Here is a 17576-nt window from a genome sequence, read left to right on the forward strand (position 1 = left end):
GCCAGAATAGTATCGGTTTCGGCCACCAACCCCGGCATAAGCGCCGCGCCCCGCTGGATAACCTGCGAGCCGTTCCCACAACGACAACGCAGGAGAACGACATGGCGAAGCTCCATACGGACGGGCACGGCAACCACCCCGGCGCCCGGCGCAGCACCACGCCCTTGCAGGCGATCGAGAAACGCCTTCCGCTGCGGGTGCTGAGCGAGGCCGACTGGCAGCACTGGACCCGCAAGGGTTACGTGATCGTGCGCAACGCGGTCAGCGCCGCCGAGGCCGATGCCGTGGTGGCGATGCTCTGGCGGTTCCAGGAAATGGACCCGGACGATCCGTCCACCTGGTACCGGCCGCAGTTGCGCGAACACCGCATGACCGAGCTCAACAACACCGGGATGGTCGAGGTCTACCACCACCAGAGCCTGTGGGACACCCGGCAGAACCGGCGCGTCCATGACGCCTTCGTGGATATCTGGGACCGCGAGGACCTCTGGGTCGCCATCGACCGGGCCAACCTCAACCCGCCGAACAAGGCGGCCCGCGCAGCGGGGACCAGGGATGGCTTCATCCATTTCGACGTCGATGTTTCGCAACGCCCCCTGCCCGTCGCCGCCCAGGGCGTCCTCTCACTGGCTCGGCAGGACGAGGACGTCGGCGGCTTCCAGTGCGTGCCCGGAATCTTCGAGGAGATCGAGCACTGGTGGGCGCGCCAGCCCGAGGGCGCCAATCCGTTCAAGCCGGATATCGGCGAGCACCCCATCGAGAACGTCCGCCTCGACAAGGGCGACCTGCTGATCTTCAACAGCCTGCTGCCCCACGGGGTGCGCCCCAACCGGTCGGAGAACCGCGTGCGCCTGGCGCAATACATCTCCATGTTCCCCGCGGACTTCGACAACGAGCCCCTGCGCCAGGCGCGCATCCGCACCTGGGCGGAACAGACCCACCCGGAAGGCGACCCCTTCCCGGGGGACCCCAGGGCGTACGAACGCCGGCACTTCGAGCGCGCCCGGCTCGACGCGCATGGGCGTCGGCTGCTGGGGCTGGATCCCTGGCCCTAGGCGCAAGGCCTCAGTCGGCCGGGCGCGGGAGCGTCAGGGTCACCCGCAATCCGCCGGCGTGCAGGTTGCGCAGGCTGACCTCGCCACCGTGGCTGTGGGCCAGGTTGCGGGCGATCCCCAGGCCCAGGCCGTAGCCCTGCTTGTGACCGGCGAGGCGGAAGTGCGGCTCGAAGACCTGGCCGAGCTTCTGCTCCGGCACGCCGGGGCCTTCATCGTCGACATGGAGGACGAAGGCCTCGGCGCTGTCCTCGATGCGCAGGTGGGCGCGCTCGCCGTACTTCAGGGCGTTGTCCACCAGGTTGCCGATGCAGCGGCGCAGGGCCAGGGGCTTGCCCGGATAAGGGGCCAGGGCACGCCCTTCCAGGGTCACCTTGTCCCGGTAGGGTTCGGCCAGGACCTGCAGCAGGTGGTCGAGGTCCACCGGCTCGATGTTCTCGTGGATGTCGGTGTCCTTCACGCACTGCAGGGCACCCTTCACCAGCAGCTCCAGCTCGTCCAGGTCGCGGCTGAACTTCGCCTGCAGCGCCTCGTCCTCCAGCAGCTCCACCCGCAGGCGCAGCCGGGTGATGGGAGTGCGCAGGTCGTGGGAGATGGCGCTGAACAACTGGCTGCGCTCGTTCAGGTAACGGCTGATGCGCTCGCGCATGCTGTTGAAGGCGCGGCTCACGTCGGCCACCTCGCTGCCGCCGGCCTCCGGCAGCGGCTCCACCTCGGCGCCCAGGGACATCTCCCGCGCGGCCCGCGCCAGGCGTTTCAGCGGACGGCTCTGCCAGTGCACCAGCAGGCCGATGAAGAGCAGCAGGAAGGCGCCGGTGATGAGGATGAACCACAGCTGCTGGTCCGCCAGCCCCTGGTCCTCCAGGCCGGCGTAAGGCTCCGGCAGCAGGGACGCGAGGTAGAGCCACTCGTCGCCGCCGATGCGGATCTGGGTGACCAGTACCGGCGGGTTCAGGGGTTCCAGGGTCAGGGCGTAGTGGGCCCAGGAGCGCGGCAGCTCGTCCAGCTTCAGGCCGCCGTTGAACAGGCGCAGGTCGTCGGGTCCGACGAAGTGCAGGGACATCTCGACGTCCTTGCCCAGGCGCTCGCGAAGCACCTGCTCCACCTCCTCCAGCACCGCCCGCTTGCGCGGGGTTTCCGGCAGCACGCGCATGTCCAGGGGCTTGTCGTTGAGGGAGACGAAGAAGCGGGTGCCGCCCATGCTGCGCAACTGGTCGAGCACCATGGGCCGGTAGCCGAGCGGCAGCGAGCGGATGTAGCTGACGCTGGCCGCCATGGACTGGCCGAGGCTGCGGGCGCTGGTGAGCAGGCCGTCCAGCTGGCTGGCGCGCAGTTGCGAGAGCCAGATGAAACTGGACAGCGCCTGGGCCACCAGCACCACCAGCAGGGTGAGGAACAGCATCCGCCCCAGCAGCGAGCGGGGCACCAGGCGCAGGGCGGGACGCAGGCGCTCAGGCATGGTGCTGCGGCGTGACCTGGGCCGCCAGCAGGTAGCCCGCGCCACGCACGGTGCGGATCAGTCGCGGGGCCTTGCCGGTGTCCCGCAGGCGCTGGCGCAGGCGGCTCACGGCCATGTCGACGATGCGTTCCAGGGGCATCACCTCGCGGCCCCGGGTGGCGTTGGCGATGGTGTCGCGGTCGAGGATCTGCTGCGGGTGGTCGAGGAACAGCTTGAGCAGGGCGAAGTCGGCGCCGGAGAGGATCACCTCCTCGCCGTCGAGGTGGAACAGCCGGTGGCTGACCATGTCCAGGCGCCACTCGTCGAAGGCCAGCACCTCCGTCGTGCGCTCCTGGGCGAAGCCGACCCGACGCAGCAGCGCCTTGATCCGCGCCAGCAGCTCGCGGGGGCTGAAGGGCTTGCCCAGGTAGTCGTCAGCCCCGAGCTCCAGGCCGATCACCCGGTCCGCCTCGTCGGAGCTGGCGGTGAGCATGATGATGGGCACCTGGGCCAGCCGCTGGTGGGCGCGCACCCAACGGCAGAGGCTGAAGCCGTCCTCGTCGGGCAGCATCACGTCGAGGATCACCAGGTCCGCCGGCGCTTCGGCCATGGCGTGGCGAAAGCCCTCGCCATCGGCCACGCTGCGCACCTGGAAGCCGGCGCGGCTCAGGTAGGTTTCCAGCAGTTCGCGAATTTCCTGGTCATCGTCCACCAGGAGTATGGATTTTCCGGCTTGGCTCACGTGGGCCTTCCCCTGTTGTTATGGGTCATGTCCGTCTGGATGCAGGGCGTTGGCGTAGGGTGGATGACGCTCTTTTCATCCACCTGTCGGCGTCGATGCATAACCATCGGTGGACCGGTGAAGCGTGGTCCACCCTACATCAGGCGCCGTGCCGGGAACGTGCAACGCGTCTGCTTCCTGCGTTTGCGCCTCAGGCCTGCAAGGCCTGCTGGAGCGCCACGCCCGCGCCTTCCAGGCCCGGGTATTCGGCGGTGACCAGCCAGACCGGCACACCACCGAAGTAATCGCTCATGCACCCCTTGCTGGCGAAGGCGCGGGCGAAGCCGCTGCGCTGGAAGAACCCGGCGAAGCGCGGCACCACGCCGCCGACGATGTAGACGCCACCCCGGCCGCCCACCGTCAGCACATTGTTGCCCGCCACCCGGCCGAGCCAGGTGCAGAACAGCTCCAGCACCTCCTCCGCCACGGGGTCGCCGGCCAGGGCGGCCGCGCTCACCTCGGCGGGCGAGGCCAGGCGCGGCGGATTATCCTCCACGGCGCACAGCGCCCGGTAGAGCTGCAACAGGCCATTGCCACTGAGCACATTCTCGGCGCTGACATGGCCGAGCTGGCCGTGCAACTGCTGCCAGAGCCGCGCTTCCCGCAGGCTGCCCACCGGCAGGTCGACATGGCCGCCCTCACCCGGCAAGGCCTTCCAGCGCCCCGCCCCCAGCGGCAGCAGGGTGCCGACGCCGAGGCCGGTGCCTGGCCCGATCACCACGGCCGGCGCCTCGGGATCGGCCTCCCCCGGGCAGATCGGCAGGCGTTCATCGTCGCGCAGCCGGGTCATGCCCAGGGCCATGGCGGTGAAGTCGTTGACCAGCAGCAGCTCGCTCACCCCGAGGGTCCGGCAGAAGGCCGAGCGCGACAGCCGCCAGTGGTTGTTGGTGAAACGGAAATGCTCGCCCCGCACCGGTCCCGCCACCGCCAGGCACACAGCGCCGAGGCTGCCCGGCGCCAGGCCCTGCGCGGCCAGGTAGTGACTGATGGCCTGTTCCGGTCCGGCGAAGTCGGCGGTGGCCAGCACCCGAACCGACTCCAGGCGCGAATCCCGCCAGAGGGCGAATCGCGCATTGGTCCCGCCGATATCCCCCACCAGCGCCAGCTTCACGTCAGGCGCTCCAGGTTGCGGGTGAAAGCGCTGGCGCCCTGCTCCGCTGTGCTGAAGGCCTCGCGCATGAAGGCGAACAGCTCGCGGCCGGTACCGACGTTCTCTTCCAGGTCCCAGCGGGCCGGCTCGCGGGCGGCGAACTCGGCGGCGTCCACCTTCACCTCCAGGGTGCCGGCCACGCCGTCCACGCGGACGATGTCGCCATCGCGCACCCGCGCCAGCGGGCCACCGTCGAAGGCTTCCGGGCAGACATGGATGGCCGCCGGGATCTTCCCCGAGGCGCCGGACATGCGGCCGTCGGTCACCAGCGCCACCTTGAAGCCCCGGTCCTGCAGCACGCCGAGGAAGGGCGTCATCTTGTGCAGCTCGGGCATGCCGTTGCTGCGGGGACCCTGGAAGCGCATCACCGCCACCAGGTCGCGGTCCAGTTCGCCGGCCTTGAAGGCATCGGCCAGGGCCTGCTGATCATGAAATACCCGCACCGGGGCCTCCACCACCTGGTGCTCCGGCGCCACGGCGGAAACCTTCATCACCCCGCGCCCCAGGTTGCCCTCCATCACCCGCAACCCACCTTCGGGCGAGAACGGCCGGCTGACCGGCCGCAGGATGCTGTCGTCCAGGCTGGCAGCGGCGCCCTCGCGCCAGACCAGCCTGCCGCCTTCGAGGAAGGGCTCGCGGGTGTACTGGCGCAGGCCCGGCCCCATCACCGTGTTCACGTCCTCGTGGAGCAGGCCGGCATCCAGCAGTTCGCGCACCAGGAAGGCGACGCCGCCGGCGGCGTGGAAGTGATTGATGTCGGCCTTGCCGTTGGGATAGACGTGGGCCAGCGTGGGCACCACTTCGGAGAGCTCGGCCATGTCCTGCCAGGTGAGCTGGATGCCCGCCGCCTGGGCGATGGCGGGCATGTGCAGGGTGTGGTTGGTGGAGCCGCCGGTGGCGTGCAGGGCGACGATGGAGTTGATCAGCACCTTCTCGTCGACGATCTCCGCCAGGGGCAGGAAGCGTCCGCCCTGCTGCGTGAGCCGGGTGACCTGGTGCGCGGCCTCCTGGGTCAGGGCCTCCCGCAACGGGGTGCCCGGATTGACGAAGGAGGCGCCGGGAAGGTGCAGGCCCATGATTTCCATGAGCATCTGGTTGGTGTTGGCGGTGCCGTAGAAGGTGCAGGTGCCGGGGCTGTGGTAGGCCTTCATCTCCGACTCCAGCAACTCATCGCGGCTGGCCTTGCCCTCGGCGTAGCGCTGGCGCACCTCGGCCTTTTCCTTGTTGGACAGGCCCGAGGGCATCGGGCCGGCCGGGACGAAGATGGCGGGCAGATGACCGAAGCGCAGGGCGCCCATCATCAGCCCGGGGACGATCTTGTCGCAGATGCCGAGGAAGAGCGCGCCGTCGAACATGTTGTGGGACAGCGCCACGGCGGTGGACAGGGCGATCACCTCGCGGCTGGCGATCCCCAGTTCCATGCCCGGCTCGCCCTGGGTGACGCCGTCGCACATGGCCGGAACGCCGCCGGCCACCTGCCCCACGGAACCGATCTCGCGCAGCGCGCGGCGGATCTTCTCCGGGTAGTCCTCATAGGGCTGGTGGGCGGAGAGCATATCGTTGTAGGCCGTGACGATGGCGATGTTGGCCGAATCCATCAGGCGCAGGCGCTGCTTGTCGGTGCCGCCGCAACCGGCCACGCCGTGGGCGAAGTTGGCGCATTGCAGCTTGCCGCGCTGGGGCCCGTCGCTGGCCGCCTTGTGGATCATTGCCAGATAGCGTTCGCGGGTCGCGCGGCTGCGCTCCACCACTCGCCGGGTTACCTCAAGGACGCGGGGATGCATGAAATCGACTCCAGGTAGCGGATGAATTTGTTCTTATAGAAACAACGATAACGCCATTCAATGAACAAAATCAGCATCAACCGAAAAATATTTTGTTATTACAACAACAAAACATGAAAGCTGGGCCAAGGTTTCAGCCAGGACGGCTCGCAGCATAGCGCCGCGCCGGGGCCGAAACCTATTTCAACGCGCAGACCGAGGTCCTACTTATTCCAAAAAAGTCATCTCGATAGCGCCAAGTGTTCTAACAAATAACTTGCGCACTAAATAACACAGCAGTAAATTTCATCTCACCAAATCACTTAGCGCACAAAACATTAACGAACAAATCAACTGGAGAACCGCCATGACAGCCCTGATCACCTTCGCCGCCGTCCTCGCATTCTCGTCCGCCAGCTTCGCCGACGACGCCCAAGCCAAACGCGACAACAACGGCGGTGCGCACTACCCGGAATGGCTGATCAACCACGACGGCTGATCCTGTCCACCTTCAACCACCACCCCTGAACATCGTCACCTGAGGAAATCACCATGAGCATCGAAAACGTTCTCTACCGCGCCTACGCAGAAGCCACCGGCGGCCGTGACGGCCGCGCCATCTCCTCCGACGGCGTACTCGACGTCAGCCTGACCACCCCCCGTGAACTGGGCGGTGCCGGCGGCGAAGGCACCAACCCCGAGCAACTGTTCGCGGCCGGCTACTCCGCCTGCTTCCTGGGCGCCCTGAAGTTCGTCGCCGCCCGGGACAAGCACAACCTGCCGAAGGACACCTCCATCGAGGGCATCGTCGGCATCGGCGCCATCCCCAACGGCTTCGGCATCGAGGTGGAGCTGCGCATCGACCTGCCCGGCCTGGACCGCCAGGAAGCCCGCGCCATCATCGACAAGGCCCACATCGTGTGCCCCTACTCCAACGCCACTCGCGGCAACATCGACGTGACCCTGACCCTGGTCTGAGGCCGGCGGTGAACCCGGGCGGGCCCCGCAAGAGGCCCGCCTTTTCCGTTTCGGGAGCGGCGTGCGCAGGGTGCGCCACGCGGCCCGGCCCGTCGCAACCGGTTACCACGCCACCCTGTGCAGCCGGTGAATGGCTTCTAGAATGAGGCTCTTACCCCATCAGGAGCCCTCCATGATCCTCTCCACCACCCCCACCCTCGAAGGCCGCGCCATCCGTGAATACAAGGGCATAGTCGTCGGCGAGGCGATCCTCGGCGCCAACGTCTTCCGCGACCTTTTCGCCGGTATCCGCGACATCATCGGCGGCCGCTCCGGCGCCTACGAGAAGGAACTGGCCAAGGCCCGCGAGATCGCCTTCGAGGAACTCTCCGAAAAGGCGCAGAAGCTCGGCGCCAATGCCGTGGTCGGCATCGACATCGACTACGAGGTGGTGGGCCAGAACGGCAGCATGCTGATGGTCAGCATCAGCGGCACCGCCGTGGTCGTCTGAGTCAGCTCTTCCGGTCCTTCGCCATCTGCTTGTCCCGTGCCAGCTTGTAGGCCACGTAGTACTTGTAGATGTTGCCCACGTAGTCCACGGTCTCGCGCCCCACTATCCGCGCGGCGGCGTGCTCGACGTTGCCGAACCAGACGTTCTTGTCCAGGCCCGACTTTTCCGCCAGCCGGCGGAACTTGCGCAGGTTGCCGGGGCCGGCGTTATAGGCGGCGAAGGTCATCAGCGTCCGGTTCAAGGGCGTCAGCGCCGGGTCGGCCAGGTACTTGTCGGCCAGCAGGCGCATGTACTTGCTGCCCGCCTCGACGTTCCGGTCGGCGCTCTTGTCGATGCCCTCGATTCCCACGGCGGGATCGGCGGCGGTGCTGGGCAGCAGCTGCATCACCCCCACCGCCCCGCGATGGCTGCGGGCGCTCTGGTCGAGCTGGGATTCCTGGTACCCCTGGGCCATCAGCATCAGGTAGTCGAAGTCGTAGGTGCCGGCGTGCTTCTCGAACAGCGCCACCAGCTGGGCGAAGCGCTTGAGCTCCTCTTCGTCGGTGGCGTTGTAGAGCGCCTTGCTGTTCTTCACGTACTTGTTGCGCAGGGTGTTGCCGAAGGCGGTGCCCAGCTTGTGGGCCTTGGCGAAGCGGGCCAGCACGGCCTTGAACTGGGGGCTGTCCTTGCGAATGGCCCAGGCGATGGAGGTGTCGTCGCGCACCGGGTAGTCCTCGTGGATCACCAGATCCTCCAGCATCGGTTGCCAGGTCAGGGCGAGGTAGCGGTCCACCACCGTGGCGTTCACCAGCCCGGCATTGACCATTTCCAGCAGGTCCTCGGACTCCAGGTTCTCGTCCGCCGGCTTGAGGGTGATGGGCGCCAGTCCCTGCTCGCGGAAACGCTCGTTCAGCTGGATCAGGTGCTCGTAGTAGCTGCTGGACGCACGCACCATGACTTCCACGCCGGACAGGTCCTCCAGCCGGGCGATCGGCACGCTCCTGGGACCGGTCACCAGCACTTCGTGAATGCCGCTGGCGAAGGGCTCGGAGAAGTCCACCTGGGCCTCGCGCCTGTGGGTGATGGCCAGGCCTCCGGCGGAAATGTCCCCGACCCCGGCCACCAGCTTGGGAATCAGCTCATCGCGGGCCACGGGAATGAACATCACCCGCCAGCGCAGGGATTTGCTCGGGTGGGGATACGAGCGGTTCAACCAGTCCTCGAAGGCCTTGCCGATCTCGTAGGTGATGCCGAGCTGCCGCCCCCGGTCCACCGCGAAGAAGGTCTTGCTGTAGGGCACCAGGAGGCGCACCAGCCGTCGCTCCCGCATGCCCTCGAAGTCCCCCGTCCAGGCATCGGGGACCGGCAGCACCATGGCGTCCACCTCCGCCTCCTCGGCGGCGCTGAGTTCGGCGCTGGGCAGATCCTCCCCCCAGGCCACGGCCAGCTGCAGGCACAGCACCAGGCCCAGCAGCAGACGCAGCGGATTCACGCGGCCCATCACTCACCACCTTCGCCGGGATCGGCGAGCCTGTCAGAAGCGTTCCTCGATCATCCGGAAGGGATAGGACGCGGCCTTGTACTTGCCCAGCTTGCCGCGCTTGGGCAGCGTAACCTTCTGGTCGCGGGTCAGGTCCTTGTAGGGAATCTGCTTGAGCAGGTGGCTGATGAGGTTCAGGCGCACCCGCCGCTTGTCCTCGGAGCGCGCCATGAACCAGGGCGCCCAGGACGTATCGGTGGCGGCGAACATCTCGTCCCGGGCGCGGGTGTAGTCATCCCAGCGGGTGTAGGACTTGAGGTCCATGGGTGACAGCTTCCAGATCTTGCGGCCATCGTCGATGCGGTCCCGCAGTCGACGGGTCTGCTCCTCGGCGCTCACTTCCAGCCAGTACTTGATGAGGATGATCCCCGACTCGACCATGATTTTCTCGAACAGGGGCGTCACCGTCAGGAACTTGTGGACCTGCTCCTCGGTGCAGAAACCCATGACCCGCTCCACGCCCGCGCGGTTGTACCAACTGCGGTCGAAGATCACCACCTCACCGGCCGCTGGCATATGGGCCAGGTAGCGCTGGGCGTACATCTGGGACTTTTCCCGCTCGGTGGGAGCCGGCAGCGCCACCACCCGGAACACCCGGGGACTGACCCGCTCGGTGATGGCCTTGATGGTGCCGCCCTTGCCGGCGCCATCGCGCCCCTCGAACACGATGCAGACCTTCAACCCCTGGTCCACCACCCACTGCTGGAGCTTCACCAGCTCCACATGCAGGTTCTTGAGTTCCTTCTCGTAGTCCTTGCGCCCCAGTCGCTCCGTCGTCGACTCGGCGACCGCCTTCTTCTTGCCCTTTGCCATGACCAGTGCCCCTCGTGGATGCCGATCACTAAAAGCTAGCTGAGCGCCGAAGACTTGCAGGCCGTGCCCCGAAAAAGGCGAACGCCCCGACCTGCCGGGCAGGACGGGGCGTTCGGGGACGCAGGGAACGCGGCTCAGTCGGCCAGGCCCAGGGCCCCCACCGGCGCCTTGCCACGGGTGGCCAGGCAGTAGTAGAGGGGCGCGGTCACCAGCAGGCCCGCCAGCCAGGACAGGTCCACGCCCTCGATCCAGTTGGCGTAGGGACCGACATAGAGCGCGGTGTTGGCGAAGGGCAGCTGCACCAGAATGCCGATGAAGTAGGCGGTGATCGCATGGGCGTTGAAGCGACCGTAGATGCCACCGTCGGCGCGGAAGATCGAGGCGATGTCGTAGCGGCCGCGCTTGATCAGGTAGAAATCCACCAGGTTGATGGTGGCCCAGGGCACCAGGACCAGCAGCAGCGCCAGGATCAGGCCGATGAAGTGGGAAATGAAGTTGGCCGAAGCGCCCAGCGCCATCACGCAGCAGCCCGCCAGCACCACGGACGACAGCAGCACGCGCACCCGCACACTGGGCGTCCAACCGCCCCGGAAGGTCTGGATGGAGGTGACGATGGACAGCACGGCGCCGTACAGGTTGAGGGCGTTGTGGCTGATGATGTTGAGCAGGAACAGCACCATCAGCAGCGGCCCCAGGGCGCCGGTGGCCTGCTTCACCGCCGCCATCGCCTCGGTGCCTTCCGGGGTGGCCAGCACCGCCACGGCGCCGAAGCTGAAGGACAGGATGGTGCCCAGGCAGGCGCCCAGGTAGGTGGCCCAGAACGGCCTGGCGATGCCGATGGAAGCCGGCAGGTAGCGGGAATAATCCGACACGTAGGGCGAGAAGCTCAGTTGCCAGATGATCCCCAGGCAGACGGTGGCCAGGAAGCCCGAGAGGTTGTAGCCGCCACGGGTGAGGAAGTCCGCCGGCAGCTCACCCAGCAGGATCCAGGCGAAACCCGCCACCAGCGCCCCGCCCATCACCCAGGTGCCGATGCGGTTCAGGGTGTGGATGAAGCGGTAACCGATCACGCCGATGGCCGTGGCGCTGAGGGCGCCGATGATGATCGCCAGCGGCATGGGAACGGCCGGGGCGATGCCGTGGATCGACTCACCCGCCAGCACGATGTTGGAAATGAAGAAGCCGACGTAGATCACCGCCGCGAAGAGCACGATCAGCAAGGCGCCATAGCGGCCGAACTGGCCCCGGCTCTGGACCATCTGCGGAATGCCCATCTGCGGCCCCTGGGCCGAGGCCAGGGCGATGAAGACGCCGCCGATCATGTGCCCCAGCACGATGGCCAGCAGCCCCCAGAACAGATCGAGGTGAAACACCTGGACCACCATGGCCCCGGTGACGATGGGCAGCGGCGCGATATTGGTACTGAACCAGAGGGTGAACAGGTCGCGGGCCTTGCCATGACGTTCGGCGGCGGGCACGTAATCGACGGTATGGTTCTCGATCAGCGTCTGCTGGGAATTCTCGGACATCGTATTGCCTTGCTTATTGTCTTTGTAGAACAGCCACGAAGGGGCCTTGCGTTCGGGCGGGGAGGTGTCGGCAGTCGCCCTAAATCGCACACCATATTATGGTATTCCAAGATTCAGACAAGGCTTTTCCAGTGGTCGATCTGTACTGAAAATCCCGCCGATCCTCGCTGAAACGTTACAGCTTGAATGCGGAAACGCCCATTGCACGGGGCTTCCACGGGATGGACGGCATTTCGTCGGGCTGCCGATGACCGGAGAAAAATCCGCTTGCATTGACAGTATTACGGTATACCATCAGACACAGATGCGCTGCCGGTCGCAGCCCGTTGCTCACGATAGGTACCCGAAATGATCGACACCAATGCCTACAAACACGTCATGGGCTCCTTCCCCTCCGGCGTCACCGTGATCACCACCCTGGACGATGACGGCCAGATCGTCGGCCTGACCGCCAGCGCCTTCAGCTCCCTCTCCATGGACCCGCCCCTGGTGCTGTTCTGCCCCAACTACAGCTCCGACTCCTACCCCGTGCTCATCAAGAGCAAGCGCTTCGCCATCCACCTGCTTTCCGCCGAGCAGCAGGGCGAAGCCTATGCCTTCGCCAAAAAGGGCAAGGACAAGGCCCAGGGCATCGAATGGACCCTGAGCGAGCTGGGCAACCCCATCCTGGCCAATGCCACCGCCATCATCGAATGCGAACTGTGGCGGGAGTACGAGGGCGGCGACCACGCCATCCTGGTGGGCGCCGTGAAGAACCTGATCCTCCCCGAGCAGCCCGTGGCCCCGATGGTCTACTGCCGGGGCAAGATGGGGGCCCTGCCCGCCTTCGCCTGATGCATCGCAACCGTGCTTTGTCATTTCCCGCCCCCTTGATTGGGGGCTTTTTTTGGGTGCTTCGCAGATTATCGGGGAAGGGGCTTGCTCAAGCCGGATTGTCGAACCGGCGTCAGGTTTTGTGGGTGCTCGGCTCATTTCCGCGCAGGCTGCGAGTTGCTGTTTCGCCCTCCCGGGCGAGTCCCTTTCTCAATCGCCGAAAGGAACCAAATGGCTTGCCCCTGCATCCGGCCCGGCTTCGCCGGGTCCCCTCGCTGCATCGTCGCTCCGGGGGCACGGCGCGAGGGGCCATCCATGGCCCCACACGCCTCTCGCGGCATCCATGCCGCTCGTCCCCCTGCACGACGAATCCGCTCGGCCTCCTGACGGGGCACTTCGCGCGGTGTCATCGTCTTCGCCTGGTTTCAGATCGGTTTGGGCAGCAGGATGACTTGTCCCCTGCCGGCGCGAGTCACCCCTCTCCTCTTCTGGGAGAGGGGCGGGGGAGAGGGTGGTATCCACAGACTGGGAGTGGGTCAGGGCGCCACGCAGAATCGCCAATCCAGTGTGAACAGGATTTCCCCGATAATCCGCGATGAACCTTTTTTGGTTGCTTCGCGGGCACTGATCGGAAAGACTTGCAGACATTCCATATTATGGTATACCAATATTCAGCGATCCGCTCCGCCTTGTGTAAGGCGTCTCGCGACGCAGCGGAATCCAGCGAAATCGAGGCGCAGTGCACGCTTCGCCGAACCGGCCAGAGCAGGGCCGAACTGACACAGGTTTGAGGAAAGCATCATGAAATTTTCGTTGTTCGTGCATATGGAGCGGTATGACGAGCAGATCAGCCATCGCCAGTTGTTCGAAGACCTCACCGAGCTGACCCTGATGGCCGAGGCCGGTGGCTTCAGCACCGTGTGGATCGGCGAACACCACGCGATGGAATACACCATCTCCCCCAGCCCCATGCCGCTGCTGTCCTACCTCGCGGCGCGCACCAGCACCATCCGCCTCGGCGCCGGCACCATCATCGCGCCCTTCTGGCACCCCATCCGCGTGGCCGGCGAATGCGCCCTGCTGGATGTGATCAGCAACGGCCGCATGGAAGTGGGCCTGGCCCGTGGCGCCTACCAGTACGAGTTCGACCGCATGGCGGGCGGCATGCCCGCCACCGCCGGCGGCCAGCACCTGCGGGAAATGGTCCCGGTGGTGAAGGCCCTGTGGCAGGGCGACTACGCCCACGACGGCGAAATCTGGAAGTTCCCCACCTCCACCTCCTCGCCACGCCCGATCCAGCAGCCGCATCCGCCGATCTGGATCGCCGCCCGCGACCCGGACTCCCACAACTTCGCCGTGGCCAACGGCTGCAACGTCATGGTCACCCCGCTGATGAAAGGCGACGAGGAAGTGGTGGACCTGAAGAACAAGTTCGAGGCCGCCCTGGCCAACAACCCCGAGGTGCCGCGTCCGCAACTGATGGTGCTGCGCCACACCCACGTCCACGCCGAGAACGACCCGGACGGCTGGAAAGTGGGCGCCGCCGCCATCTCGAAGTTCTACCGCACCTTCGATGCCTGGTTCGGCAACAAGCAAACCCCGGTCAACGGCATCCTCCCGCCCAGCCCGGAGGAGAAGTTCAAGGACCGTCCGGAGTTCGAGCTCGATAACATCCGCAAGAACACCATGATCGGCACCCCGGAAGAGGTGATCGCCCGCATCCGCCACTACCAGGAACTGGGCGTGGACGAGTTCAGCTTCTGGGCCGACAACAGCCTCTCCCACGCGGAGAAGAAGAAGTCCCTGGAACTGTTCATCCAGCACGTGGTGCCGGCGTTCCGCTAAGCGTCCCCCCTGCGGGCGCGCCACGGCGCGTTCGCAGGCAGCCCCGCCGGGGGCCCCATCAACCCTACAGGTGGTCGATAACAATGAAAGCCAACGACCTCGCCTCGCTTCCGCCCACGCAACCCGGCGCCGCCCTGGCGTACCTGCGTGGCCGCGTCCTCCTCAAGCGCCTGCGCGCCTGCGTCTCCGCCAAGCAGAACGGCTTCTGGCAGATAGTCCGCTGAGTCACGTCCCACGCTGAACGACACCCGGCATTCCCCGGGCCGCTCGCGCCTGCGCGCACCGGCCTCGGGTGGCGTGCCGCCTTCCCGTGACCCAACGACACGAGTCGCCCATGGACAAGCATTGCGCCTGCCTGGTCATCGACATGCAGCAGGAGGACGGTTTCCCCCTGCATGGCTTCGACCGGGTTATCCACAATCACATCCGCCTGCTGGACGCCCTGCGCCCGGCCGGTATCCCCATCCTCTTCACCCGCCACCTCAACCGCGCCGACGGCCGCGACCTGCCCTGGGGCGAACCCTGCGACGCCCGGGGCCAGCCGCTCGCCTACCGCGCCGGCACCCGGCAGGTGGAGATCCTCGACGCCCTGGCGCCCGCGCCGGGGGACCGGGTGATCGACAAGCCGCGCTACAGCGCCTTCCACCGCACCGACCTGGACAGCCTCCTGCGCGAGCGCGGCATCCGCCGGCTGATCGTCACCGGTGTGCTCACCGATGCCTGCGTCCTGGCCACGGTGCAGGACGCCTTCGCCCTCGGCTACCGCATCGACCTGATCGCCGACGCCTGCACCAGCACCACCGAAGCCGCGCACCAGGCCGCGCTGCTGCTCATGGCCAACTGGGTCTACGCCCTGGAGCTGTTCGCCACCGAGCAGTACCTGCGCCGCCTCGCCGGGCAGCCCTGGCGCTCCGTGCCCTGCCAGGAGCCGGACGCCTTCGCCCACGCCCCGGAGCAGTTCGTCGCCACCATCGCCCGCCTTCAATCCGCCCTGGGCCTGCCCGGGCGCGAACAGGAGTGACCGCCATGCACATCGAGAAAAGAAGCATCGATTTCATCCCGGAAAGCGAACGCCACGGCACGCCCGGATCGCTGTTCTACATCTGGTTCGGCGCCAACATGAACATCACCACCATCGCCTCCGGCGTGCTGCCCGTGGTGCTCGGCCTGAACCTGCTGTGGAGCGCCCTGGCCATCGTCCTCGGCTCGCTGATCGGCGCCCTCTTCATGGCCTCCCACTCGGCCCAGGGCCCCAGGCTCGGCATCCCGCAGATGATCCAGAGCCGCGCCCAGTTCGGCGTCATCGGCGCCGTCCTGCCGCTGCTGTTCGTGATGCTCATCTACCTGGGCTTCTTCGTCAGCAACACCCTGCTGGCGGCCCAGGCCATCGAGTCGGTGAGCCCGCTGCCGGCCAGCGGCAACATCTACCTCATCGGCGCCCTGTGCTTCATCGTGGCGCTCTACGGCTACCGGCTGATCCACCGTCTGCAGAAGCTGCTGTCGCTGCTGTCGATCCTGGTGTTCTGCGCCGCCACCCTGCTCGCCCTCGGCCTGCCGATCGACCCCGGGCAATGGGCCGCCGTGGACTTCTCCCTGCCGAAGTTCCTCGCCGCCGTCGGCATCGCCGTCACCTGGCAGCTGTCCTACGCGCCCTATGTCGCGGATTACTCCCGCTACCTGCCGAGCCGCACCTCCAGCGCCCGGGTGTTCTGGTTCAGCTACGCCGGCACCGTGGCCGGCGGCGCCTGGATGATGATCCTCGGCGCCATCCTCGCCGTGGCCATCGGCGGTTTCTCCGACAACGTCGGCAGCCACGTGGCCGGGCTCTTCGGGGCCGGCGCGGTGCTGCTGTTCGTCTTCATCCTCTATGGCCAGGTGGCGATCAACGTGTTCAACCTCTACGGCGCCTTCATGTCCACGGTGACGGTGCTGGAGCCCTTCGTGCGCCTGAAGGTGACGCCCCGGGTGCGCGGCCTCTTCCTGGCCGCCATCAGCCTGCTGGCCACCCTGCTCTGCACCCTGGGGCAGGATGACTTCATCGCCTTCTTCCTCAACTTCATCTTCTTCATGAGCTACTTCCTCATCCCCTGGACGGCCATCAACCTGGTGGACTTCTACTGCCTGAGGAAAGGCGACTACTGCGTGGCCGACATCTTCGACCCCGACGGACGCTACGGACGGGTGAACGGCGTCGCCTGCGGCAGCTTCCTGCTGGCGATCCTGCTGGAGATCCCCTTCATCAACACCAGCCTCTACGTCGGCCCGGTCGCACAGGCCCTGGACGGTATCGACCTGGCCTGGGTGGTGGGCCTGCTGGTGCCGGCGCTGATCTACTACTTCGCGATGCGCCAGCGCCTGGCGCGCCCGTGCCCGGTCTAGGCACGGACAATACTCCCTCTCCCCCTGGGAGAGGGTTGGGGTGAGGGAAGCTCAAGGCGGCGCCGATACATCCTGCCGCCTCGAACACCCCTCACCCCCGGCCCCTCTCCCGAAGGAAGAGGGGTGATTCAGCGGTTCGATCGGGTGCCCAGGCCGGCCCCGGAATCGGTGCGCGCAGCGCACCCCAGGGTTCGGATCAACCCGGGAACGGCAGCGCCTAGAGGCGCCGCTCGAAGATGGCGCCTTCCACCCCAAGCACCTCGCCCGTGGCGGAGTAGATGCCCACGCCGGTCTCCCAGACGTCCTTGATCCGCCCGTCCGCGCAGCGGATGCGGTAGCTGAGCTGGTAGGGCTCGCGCGTGAGCAGGGCGCACTGCACGCAGTACCAGATGTAGTCGGCGTACTCGTCGAGGATCAGCGAACCGAAGCTGTGCTCCGGGCTGCTGGTGAGGTACTCCGCCGGGTAGCCGGTCAGGCGCAGGCAGCCGGCGCTGACGTACTCCATGTACCAGGTACGGTCGTTGTCGCCGCGATAGATCAGCCCCGGCAACTCGTCCAGCAGGCCCAGGGCGGTCGGAATCAGTGCAGGGGAAACCCCGCCTGCACCCTCGCTGGGCAACCGGGGTTCCTCGCTCATGCGCCATGACGAGCCGCTGCGGTGGATCCGTGTCGCCAGTTCCAGGCGCGAACTGAGACGGAATTTGCGCAGCAGGTTGCGCACGTAGATCTTCACCGTGCCATCGCTGATGCCCAGCTCACGGGCGATCTGCTTGTTGCTGAGGCCCGAGGCGATCAGCGACAGGGTCTGACCCTCGCGTTCGGTGAGTTCATCCCAGGCAGGTGCCGGCGCCGCGGTGGGCAGCAGCAGGCTGGCGTTGTGCATCCCTTTCCTCCTCCGGCACTCGACTCTCGGGTGGCAAGTCTCCACCGGGCAGCAACTTCCATGCCTTGAACTGGCGACTACGCCTTTTGGCATACCTCCTCTAGCGGATTGAGCGTGAGTTCTTCTGGCGAAATTATTTTCCC

At 66.5% G+C, this 17576-nt stretch carries 17 protein-coding genes; 9 read left to right on the forward strand and 8 right to left on the reverse strand.

Annotated features, from left to right (window positions below):
- Positions 1-101: 101 nt before the first annotated feature.
- Positions 102-1055 carry a phytanoyl-CoA dioxygenase family protein gene (locus KF707C_RS21045; protein ID WP_003450850.1) on the forward strand — a complete coding sequence of 318 codons (954 nt, stop codon included), beginning with the start codon at positions 102-104 and terminating at the stop codon, positions 1053-1055.
- A 10-nt stretch (positions 1056-1065) separates the two neighbouring features.
- Here the strand turns inward: KF707C_RS21045 and KF707C_RS21050 are convergent, their stop codons facing one another.
- The 4 genes from KF707C_RS21050 to edd form a co-directional block, all read right to left on the reverse strand.
- A complete protein-coding gene (locus KF707C_RS21050) occupies positions 1066-2511 on the reverse strand; it encodes an ATP-binding protein (protein WP_003450847.1) in 1446 nt (481 codons plus the stop codon).
- Complete coding sequence (locus KF707C_RS21055; protein WP_003450843.1) at positions 2504-3232, reverse strand: response regulator; 729 nt, start codon at positions 3230-3232, stop codon at positions 2504-2506. The genes KF707C_RS21050 and KF707C_RS21055 overlap by 8 nt, the downstream gene beginning before the upstream one ends.
- A gap of 190 nt (positions 3233-3422) precedes the next feature.
- Positions 3423-4382 (reverse strand): glucokinase, encoded by a 960-nt coding sequence (locus tag KF707C_RS21060; protein ID WP_003450841.1) that lies wholly within the window; start codon positions 4380-4382, stop codon positions 3423-3425.
- The gene (gene edd / locus KF707C_RS21065) at positions 4379-6205 is read right to left on the reverse strand and encodes a phosphogluconate dehydratase (protein ID WP_003450833.1); all 1827 of its coding nucleotides are present in this window, start codon (positions 6203-6205) and stop codon (positions 4379-4381) included. Before edd ends, KF707C_RS21060 begins: the two co-directional genes overlap by 4 nt.
- 346 nt (positions 6206-6551) lie before the next feature.
- On the opposite strand from edd, the gene KF707C_RS29975 reads away from it, so the two are divergent.
- The 3 genes from KF707C_RS29975 (at position 6552) to KF707C_RS21075 (ending at position 7652) form a co-directional block, all read left to right on the forward strand.
- On the forward strand, positions 6552-6683 hold the full coding sequence (locus tag KF707C_RS29975; protein ID WP_003450831.1) for a hypothetical protein: 132 nt from the start codon (positions 6552-6554) through the stop codon (positions 6681-6683).
- Positions 6684-6736: 53 nt separating this feature from the next.
- The gene (locus KF707C_RS21070; RefSeq protein WP_003450828.1) at positions 6737-7162 is read left to right on the forward strand and encodes an organic hydroperoxide resistance protein; all 426 of its coding nucleotides are present in this window, start codon (positions 6737-6739) and stop codon (positions 7160-7162) included.
- A 172-nt stretch (positions 7163-7334) separates the two neighbouring features.
- On the forward strand, positions 7335-7652 hold the full coding sequence (locus KF707C_RS21075) for a heavy metal-binding domain-containing protein (RefSeq protein ID WP_003450826.1): 318 nt from the start codon (positions 7335-7337) through the stop codon (positions 7650-7652).
- A 1-nt stretch (position 7653) separates the two neighbouring features.
- Here KF707C_RS21075 and KF707C_RS21080 read toward each other — a convergent pair whose 3' ends face one another.
- The 3 genes from KF707C_RS21080 to KF707C_RS21090 all read right to left on the reverse strand — a co-directional run bounded on the left by KF707C_RS21080 (position 7654) and on the right by KF707C_RS21090 (position 11513).
- Positions 7654-9132 (reverse strand): MltF family protein, encoded by a 1479-nt coding sequence (locus KF707C_RS21080; RefSeq protein WP_003450824.1) that lies wholly within the window; start codon positions 9130-9132, stop codon positions 7654-7656.
- 33 nt (positions 9133-9165) lie between these two features.
- The gene (gene ppk2 / locus KF707C_RS21085) at positions 9166-9984 is read right to left on the reverse strand and encodes a polyphosphate kinase 2 (RefSeq protein ID WP_003450823.1); all 819 of its coding nucleotides are present in this window, start codon (positions 9982-9984) and stop codon (positions 9166-9168) included.
- 134 nt (positions 9985-10118) lie between these two features.
- The gene (locus KF707C_RS21090) at positions 10119-11513 is read right to left on the reverse strand and encodes a purine-cytosine permease family protein (RefSeq protein WP_003450822.1); all 1395 of its coding nucleotides are present in this window, start codon (positions 11511-11513) and stop codon (positions 10119-10121) included.
- 348 nt (positions 11514-11861) lie between these two features.
- Between KF707C_RS21090 and KF707C_RS21095 the strand changes: the two genes are divergently transcribed.
- From KF707C_RS21095 to KF707C_RS21110, 5 genes are all read left to right on the forward strand, one after another.
- Positions 11862-12347, forward strand: coding sequence for a flavin reductase family protein (locus tag KF707C_RS21095; RefSeq protein ID WP_003450820.1), 486 nt, complete (start codon positions 11862-11864; stop codon positions 12345-12347).
- A 780-nt stretch (positions 12348-13127) separates the two neighbouring features.
- A complete protein-coding gene (locus tag KF707C_RS21100) occupies positions 13128-14171 on the forward strand; it encodes an LLM class flavin-dependent oxidoreductase (protein ID WP_003451583.1) in 1044 nt (347 codons plus the stop codon).
- Between the two features lie 83 nt (positions 14172-14254).
- On the forward strand, positions 14255-14395 hold the full coding sequence (locus tag KF707C_RS29485) for a hypothetical protein (RefSeq protein ID WP_003451584.1): 141 nt from the start codon (positions 14255-14257) through the stop codon (positions 14393-14395).
- 110 nt (positions 14396-14505) lie between these two features.
- On the forward strand, positions 14506-15192 hold the full coding sequence (locus tag KF707C_RS21105; protein ID WP_003451585.1) for an isochorismatase family cysteine hydrolase: 687 nt from the start codon (positions 14506-14508) through the stop codon (positions 15190-15192).
- Between the two features lie 5 nt (positions 15193-15197).
- Positions 15198-16550, forward strand: coding sequence for a purine-cytosine permease family protein (locus KF707C_RS21110; RefSeq protein ID WP_003451586.1), 1353 nt, complete (start codon positions 15198-15200; stop codon positions 16548-16550).
- 217 nt (positions 16551-16767) lie between these two features.
- On the opposite strand, the gene KF707C_RS21115 is transcribed toward KF707C_RS21110, so the two are convergent.
- The gene (locus tag KF707C_RS21115) at positions 16768-17433 is read right to left on the reverse strand and encodes a LuxR C-terminal-related transcriptional regulator (protein ID WP_003451589.1); all 666 of its coding nucleotides are present in this window, start codon (positions 17431-17433) and stop codon (positions 16768-16770) included.
- Between the last annotated feature and the right edge of the window lie 143 nt (positions 17434-17576).

The sequence above is a fragment of the Pseudomonas furukawaii genome, from assembly GCF_002355475.1.
Lineage (GTDB): Bacteria > Pseudomonadota > Gammaproteobacteria > Pseudomonadales > Pseudomonadaceae > Metapseudomonas > Metapseudomonas furukawaii.